Raw genomic sequence first — 5,389 nt, 5'->3', positions numbered from 1 at the left:
CGGAAACGGGCCGTGACCGGCCCTTATCAATCATCCGACAGCCGCGTGCCTAAGATCGGTCGCATGGCTGAAACCGTTCGCTACGGCTTGGTGGGGTACGGCTCGGGCGGGCGGATCTTCCACGCCCCACTGCTCGGGTCCACCCCTGGCATCGAGTTCGCCGGGGTGGTCACCCGCTCCCCCGAGCGGCGAGCGCAGCTGCCGGCCGGTGTGGCGGCATACGACTCGGTGGCCGACGCGGCCGACGACGGTGTGCGGGCCGTCACCGTCTCGACGCCCGTCGCCACCCACGCCGAGCTGGCCCGCGAGGCGATCGGGCTGGGCCTGGCCGTGGTCGTCGACAAACCCTTCGCGCTGGACGCCGAGGCCGCCCGCGAGGTCACCCAGGCCGCCGAGGACGCCGGCGTGCTGCTGTCGGTGTATCAGAACCGGCGCTGGGACTCCGACTTCCGCACCGTCCGCAAGCTGGTCGGCGAGGGCGTGCTGGGCACCGTCCGGCGGTTCGAGTCGCGGTTCGAGCGCTGGGACCCCGCCCGGGTGGTGGGTGCGGCCGGCGGCGGCACCCTGCTCGACTTCGGCTCGCACCTGGTCGACCAGGCGCTCGTGCTGAACGGCCCGGCCACCAGGGTGTACGCCGAGGTCCGCGGCGACGGCGAGCTGGACGACGACGTGTTCGTCGCCCTGCACCACGAGAACGGCGTCGAGTCCCACCTGTGGGGCAGCTGGCGGCAGGCCGCACCGGGCCCGCGCTTCCGGGTCACCGGCACCACCGGGACGTACATCGTCGACGGGGTGGACGGCATGGACGGCCAGGAGGCCGCGCTCAAGGCCGGCCGCACCCCGGCCACGCTGGGCGAGCGGTGGGGCGTCGAGCCGGAGCACGGGTGGGGCCGGCTCTACCGCGGGAAGACCGGTGCGCCGGTACGGTCGGAGCGCGGCCGATGGGACGAGTACTACGCGCTCTTCGGGGCCGCGGTCCTCGGCGACGGCCCGGTGCCGGTCGACCCGTGGGACTCGGTGCGCGCCCTCGACGTGCTGGACGCGGCCCGGATCAGCGCGGCGACCGGCGAGACCGTCACGCCAGGAGCCGACCCAAGGAAGTAGCCGGGCGCCCGGTGAGCTGCTCGATCGCCGGCGACACGGCGGCCAGCTCACCGGCGGCCACCGACGTGTACGTGCTTACCCACGCCTCGACCTGCCAGTCCGGCGCACCGTACCGGGCCCGGGAGGCGTACGCCTCCTCGAGCGTCTCGTCGTGATACCGCACGGCCCGCCCGGTCGCCGCCGTGATGATCCGCGCCATCTCGGCGAAGGACAGCGCCTCGGGCCCGGTCAGGTCGTACGTACGCCCGGCATGCGGCGCCGGATCACGCAGCACGCCCACCGCCGCCTCGGCGATGTCGTCCTGCACCACGACGGCGGCGCGCCCGTCCCCGCCCGGCCCGCGGATCACGCCGTCCTCACCGACCATCAGCGGCAGGAAGTCGGCATAAAGGTTGTCCCGCAGAAACGTCCAGGTCAGCCCGCTGGCCCGCAGGTGCTCCTCGGTGGCCCAGTGGTCGCGGGCGAGCGTGAACACCGAGTCCGGGGCGGCCCCCACGAACGACGTGTAGACGACATGCCCGGCGCCGGCGTCGGCCGCCGCGTCGATGAAGGCCCGATGCTGGTCCACCCGATCCGGGCTCTCCGACCCGGACACCATCAGCACGACCCCGGCGCCCTCGAGGGCCCGCCGCACGGCATCCCGATCGCGATACTCGGCAACCGCGACGTCGGCGCCCTCCAGCGAAGGCGCCCGCGCGGGGTCACGTACCAGGAGCCGCTGCGCGACCCCGGCCTCGGCGAGCCGCCGCGCGACCCGCCCGCCCAGCCGCCCGGTCGCGCCACACACCACGATCGAAGTCATCTCCCTTGTGTAACCGACCAGGCGGCGGCGCACACCTCGATCCACCGCGGAAGGCTCAACCGCGCGGGCGGACCTCCGGGCCGACGACCCGGGCCGTTGCCATCACGTCGGCGAAGGCCGACGGGGACAGGTCCAGGCCGCCCGGGATCCAGCACGGTGGCAGCACCGCCGCGTCCGGCGTCATCGCCGCCAGGATGTCGGCCGGTGTCAGGCCGGCCCGCTGCAGCAGCCGGATCTCACGCGGGTTCACGCCGGGCACCAGCGGCCCGTTCCCCAGATCGGTGCCGTACAGGACGCTGCCCCCGTACCCAAGGAAGCGCCGCAGGTTATCGATCGCCGTGCCCACCGCCGGCGTCTCCGAACCCCAGCCGTGGATGTCGAGCGTGCTGATCCACCGCATGCCCTGATCCGCGGCGCTGCGCAGCAGCCCGCCGTCCTCCGCCGCGGTCCACGGGGTGTGCGCCAGCAGCTCCACCCCGGCCGACACCGCCGCGGGGACCGTGCCCGGCCCCTCGGCGTGCGCCGCCACCGGAAGTCCGTGTGCGCGCGCCGCACCGACGATCGCCTCGAGGACCGGCGCCGGCAGCAGCGGGCCGCCGGCATGAGCGGTCACCTTGATCAGGGATGCGCCGCACGCGACCTGCTCCTCGACCGCCGCCACCCCGTCGGACGCCGAGCGCACCGCCCGGCAACTGTTCGGCGGCGCCCAGGCGCGGTCCGACGGGTATCCGCCGGGTGCCGTCAGGAACTGCCCGGCGAACACGACCCGCACCGAGGGCGGCAGCCGCTTCAGATAGTCCGGGTCGCCGCCCAGGTCCCAGACCCCGGCGATGCCACCGGCGCGGACCACGCCGAGGTCGACCAGTCCGGCGTGCACGTGTGCGTCGGTCAGGCCGGGCAGCAACGTGCCCGGGAGACGCAGTGCCGAAGCCGGGGGTGCCGCGGTGATCGACATCGACGCGCTGTCGAGCGCCACCGAGGTCTGCAACCGGCCATCGGCGAAGATCGAGTCGGCGACCAGCCACGAGCTCACTTGATCAGGTCCCGCAGCACCGACATCCCCTCGTGGACCTCCTCGAAGCTGGTGCTCAGCGGCGCCGGACCGATCCGCAGCCCGTCCGGCCGCCGATAGTCCGGGATCACCCCGGCCTCCCACAGCGGAGCGAGCAGCTCCTCGAACCCCGGCCGCGACAACGTCACGTGCCCACCGCGCACCGCCGAGTCGCGCGGCGAGGCGACGGAGACACCGAGCGGCACGAGCCACTCGTCGGCCAGCTCGATGACGTACTCAGTGAGGCGGACCGATTTCTCGCGGACGGCGGCGATGCCGGCCGACTCCAGCATCTCCAGCGACGCCCACAGCGGCACCATCGCGAGGATCGGCGGCGTGCCGCTGAGCAGTGCGCGCACGCCCGGCGCGAACTCGTGCCCAGGTCCCATCTCGAACGACGCCCGGTGCCCCATCCAGCCCCAGATCGGCTGCCGCACCGTGTCCTGCAGTTCACTGCGCAGGTAGGCGAAGGCCGGTGCTCCCGGCCCGCCGTTGAGATATTTGTACGTGCACCCGACCGCCAGATCCACACCCCACTCGTCGAGCCGCACCGGCACCGACCCGGCGGAGTGGCTGAGATCCCACATGGCCAGGGCGCCGGCGTCGTGCGCGATCCGCGTGATGGCGGAGATGTCGGCGATGAACCCCGAGCGGTAGGCGACGTGGCTGAACAGAACGAGCGCCGTGGACGGGCCGACGGCATCGGCGAGGAGTTCCGGCGTGATCCCAAGAGATGGGGAGGTCGTGATCCAGCGCAGCGTCAGGCCCCGCTCGGCGGCGATCCCCTCCAGCACGTACCGATCGGTGGGGAAGTTGTCGGTGTCGAGCACGACCTCGCGGCGATCCGGCCGCGCGTCGACCGCCGCGCGGGCCAGCTTGTAGAGCAGCACGGTCGTCGAGTCGGCCACGACGACCTGCCCGGGCGCGGCCCCGAGGGCGACCTCCCCGAGGCGGTCGCCCAGCCGCAGCGGCCACTCCATCCACTCGTCGGTCCACCCCTGGATCAGCCGCCCGGCCCACTGCCCCCGGATGAACGAGTCCATCCGCGCGGCGGCCGCGACGAGCGGCTTGCCCAGCGAGTTGCCGTCGAGGTAGGCGAGCACGTCCGGCGCGGCCAGGAACTGCGAGCGGTAGGCGGCCAGCGGGTCGGCGGCGTCCAGCGGGCCGAACGTCATAGGACTCCGATCTCGGTGCGTACGGCGTACAACTCCGGGAAGAACTGCAGATCCAACGCCTTGCGCAGGAAGTTCACGCCGCTCGACCCACCGGTGCCCGGCTTGAAGCCGATCGTGCGCTCGACGGTCTTCAGATGCCGGAAGCGCCAGAGCTGGAAGTTCTCCTCCAGGTCGACCAGCTCCTCACAGGCCTCGTAGGCCTCCCAGTGTTTGGTCGCGTCCTCGTAGATCGCGGCGAACACGGGCACCAGGTCGGCGTTGTACCGGTACGGCAGGGTGACATCGCGCTGCAGGATCTCGGCCGGCACATCGTGGCCGTGCCGATGCAGGTAGCGCAGGAACTCGTCGTAGACGCTGGGCGTCTCCAGCACGGAGGTCAGCAGCGCCTGAGCCGACGGGTCGTCGTTGAAGATCGAGAGCATCCGGGCGTCCTTGTTGCCGAGGGTGAACTCGACCGCCCGGTACTGGTACGACTGGAATCCCGACGACGTGCCGAGGAAGCTGCGGAACTCCGCATACTCCGACGGCGTGAGCGTCGCCAGCACCGACCACTGCTCGGTCAGGCAGCGCTGGATGTGCTTCACCCGGGCCAGCCCCTTGAGCGCGGGCCGCAGCTCGTCGGCCGCCAGCCGGCGCAACACCTCGCGCAACTCGTGCAACACCAGCTTGAGCCACAGCTCGGAGGTCTGGTGCTGCAGGATGAACAGCAGCTCGTCGTGGTGCTCGGGCCGGCTGACGGGGTGCTGCGCGTCGAGGATCTCGTCCAGGTGCAGATACTTGCCGTACGACAGATTGACCTTGAAGTCCTGCACGATGCCGTCCTCGAGATCTCGGGTCGCCATTGACCTCACCCCCTGGCCGCCATGATTCCCTGATCAGCGAGCAGAAACCACCGCGGAGGTCCCATGTCACGTCCCGCCTTCCTGGTGCTGTCCCCCGACGGGGACGCCCTCGCCGAGGACCTCAGACGACGGTACGCAGCCGACTACGAGGTCTTGGGAGAAGACCAGAAGGACAAGGATGTCGCCCTCCTTCTCGTGGACGAGCGCATCCCGGACGCCATCGACGTGCTCAACGACCTGCGTGCGAAGCATCCCGGCGCCAAGCGGGTGCTGCTGGTCGGCCGGGGCGACTGGTCGTCGACCCACCCGGCGATCAACGCGCTCGCGCTGGGCCGCATCGACTACCACCTCTACGTGCCGTGGCGGCCGTTGGAGCGCATCCTCTACGCCGCGGTCGGCGAGTTCCTGGCCGCCT

Annotated in this window: 6 protein-coding genes; 2 read left to right on the top strand and 4 right to left on the bottom strand. The window is 71.9% G+C overall.

What is annotated here, in order from left to right; translation table 11 throughout:
• Window positions 1–63: 63 nt before the first annotated feature.
• Complete coding sequence (locus AB0M20_RS25525) at window positions 64–1,104, top strand: Gfo/Idh/MocA family oxidoreductase (protein WP_364302257.1); 1,041 nt, start codon at window positions 64–66, stop codon at window positions 1,102–1,104.
• Here AB0M20_RS25525 and AB0M20_RS25520 read toward each other — a convergent pair.
• From AB0M20_RS25520 to kynA, 4 genes are read right to left on the bottom strand one after another with little or no spacing between them, the layout of a single operon-like run.
• Window positions 1,076–1,906, bottom strand: a complete 831-nt coding sequence (locus AB0M20_RS25520; protein WP_364302255.1) for an SDR family oxidoreductase — start codon at window positions 1,904–1,906, stop codon at window positions 1,076–1,078. The genes AB0M20_RS25525 and AB0M20_RS25520 overlap by 29 nt on opposite strands.
• A gap of 55 nt (window positions 1,907–1,961) precedes the next feature.
• Complete coding sequence (locus AB0M20_RS25515; protein WP_364302253.1) at window positions 1,962–2,939, bottom strand: amidohydrolase; 978 nt, start codon at window positions 2,937–2,939, stop codon at window positions 1,962–1,964.
• Window positions 2,936–4,132 (bottom strand): aminotransferase class V-fold PLP-dependent enzyme, encoded by a 1,197-nt coding sequence (locus AB0M20_RS25510; protein WP_364302251.1) that lies wholly within the window; start codon window positions 4,130–4,132, stop codon window positions 2,936–2,938. The genes AB0M20_RS25515 and AB0M20_RS25510 overlap by 4 nt, the downstream gene beginning before the upstream one ends.
• Window positions 4,129–4,974, bottom strand: a complete 846-nt coding sequence (gene kynA / locus AB0M20_RS25505; protein ID WP_364302249.1) for a tryptophan 2,3-dioxygenase — start codon at window positions 4,972–4,974, stop codon at window positions 4,129–4,131. The genes AB0M20_RS25510 and kynA overlap by 4 nt, the downstream gene beginning before the upstream one ends.
• 63 nt (window positions 4,975–5,037) lie before the next feature.
• Between kynA and AB0M20_RS25500 the strand changes: the two genes are divergently transcribed.
• The coding region (locus AB0M20_RS25500) for a hypothetical protein (RefSeq protein ID WP_364302247.1) at window positions 5,038–5,389 on the top strand (352 nt) is incomplete at its 3' end.

Origin of the sequence: Actinoplanes sp. NPDC051633 (assembly GCF_040681735.1) — a bacterium.
Classification (GTDB): domain Bacteria; phylum Actinomycetota; class Actinomycetes; order Mycobacteriales; family Micromonosporaceae; genus Actinoplanes.
This window is presented reverse-complemented; position numbering and strand designations above follow the sequence as displayed.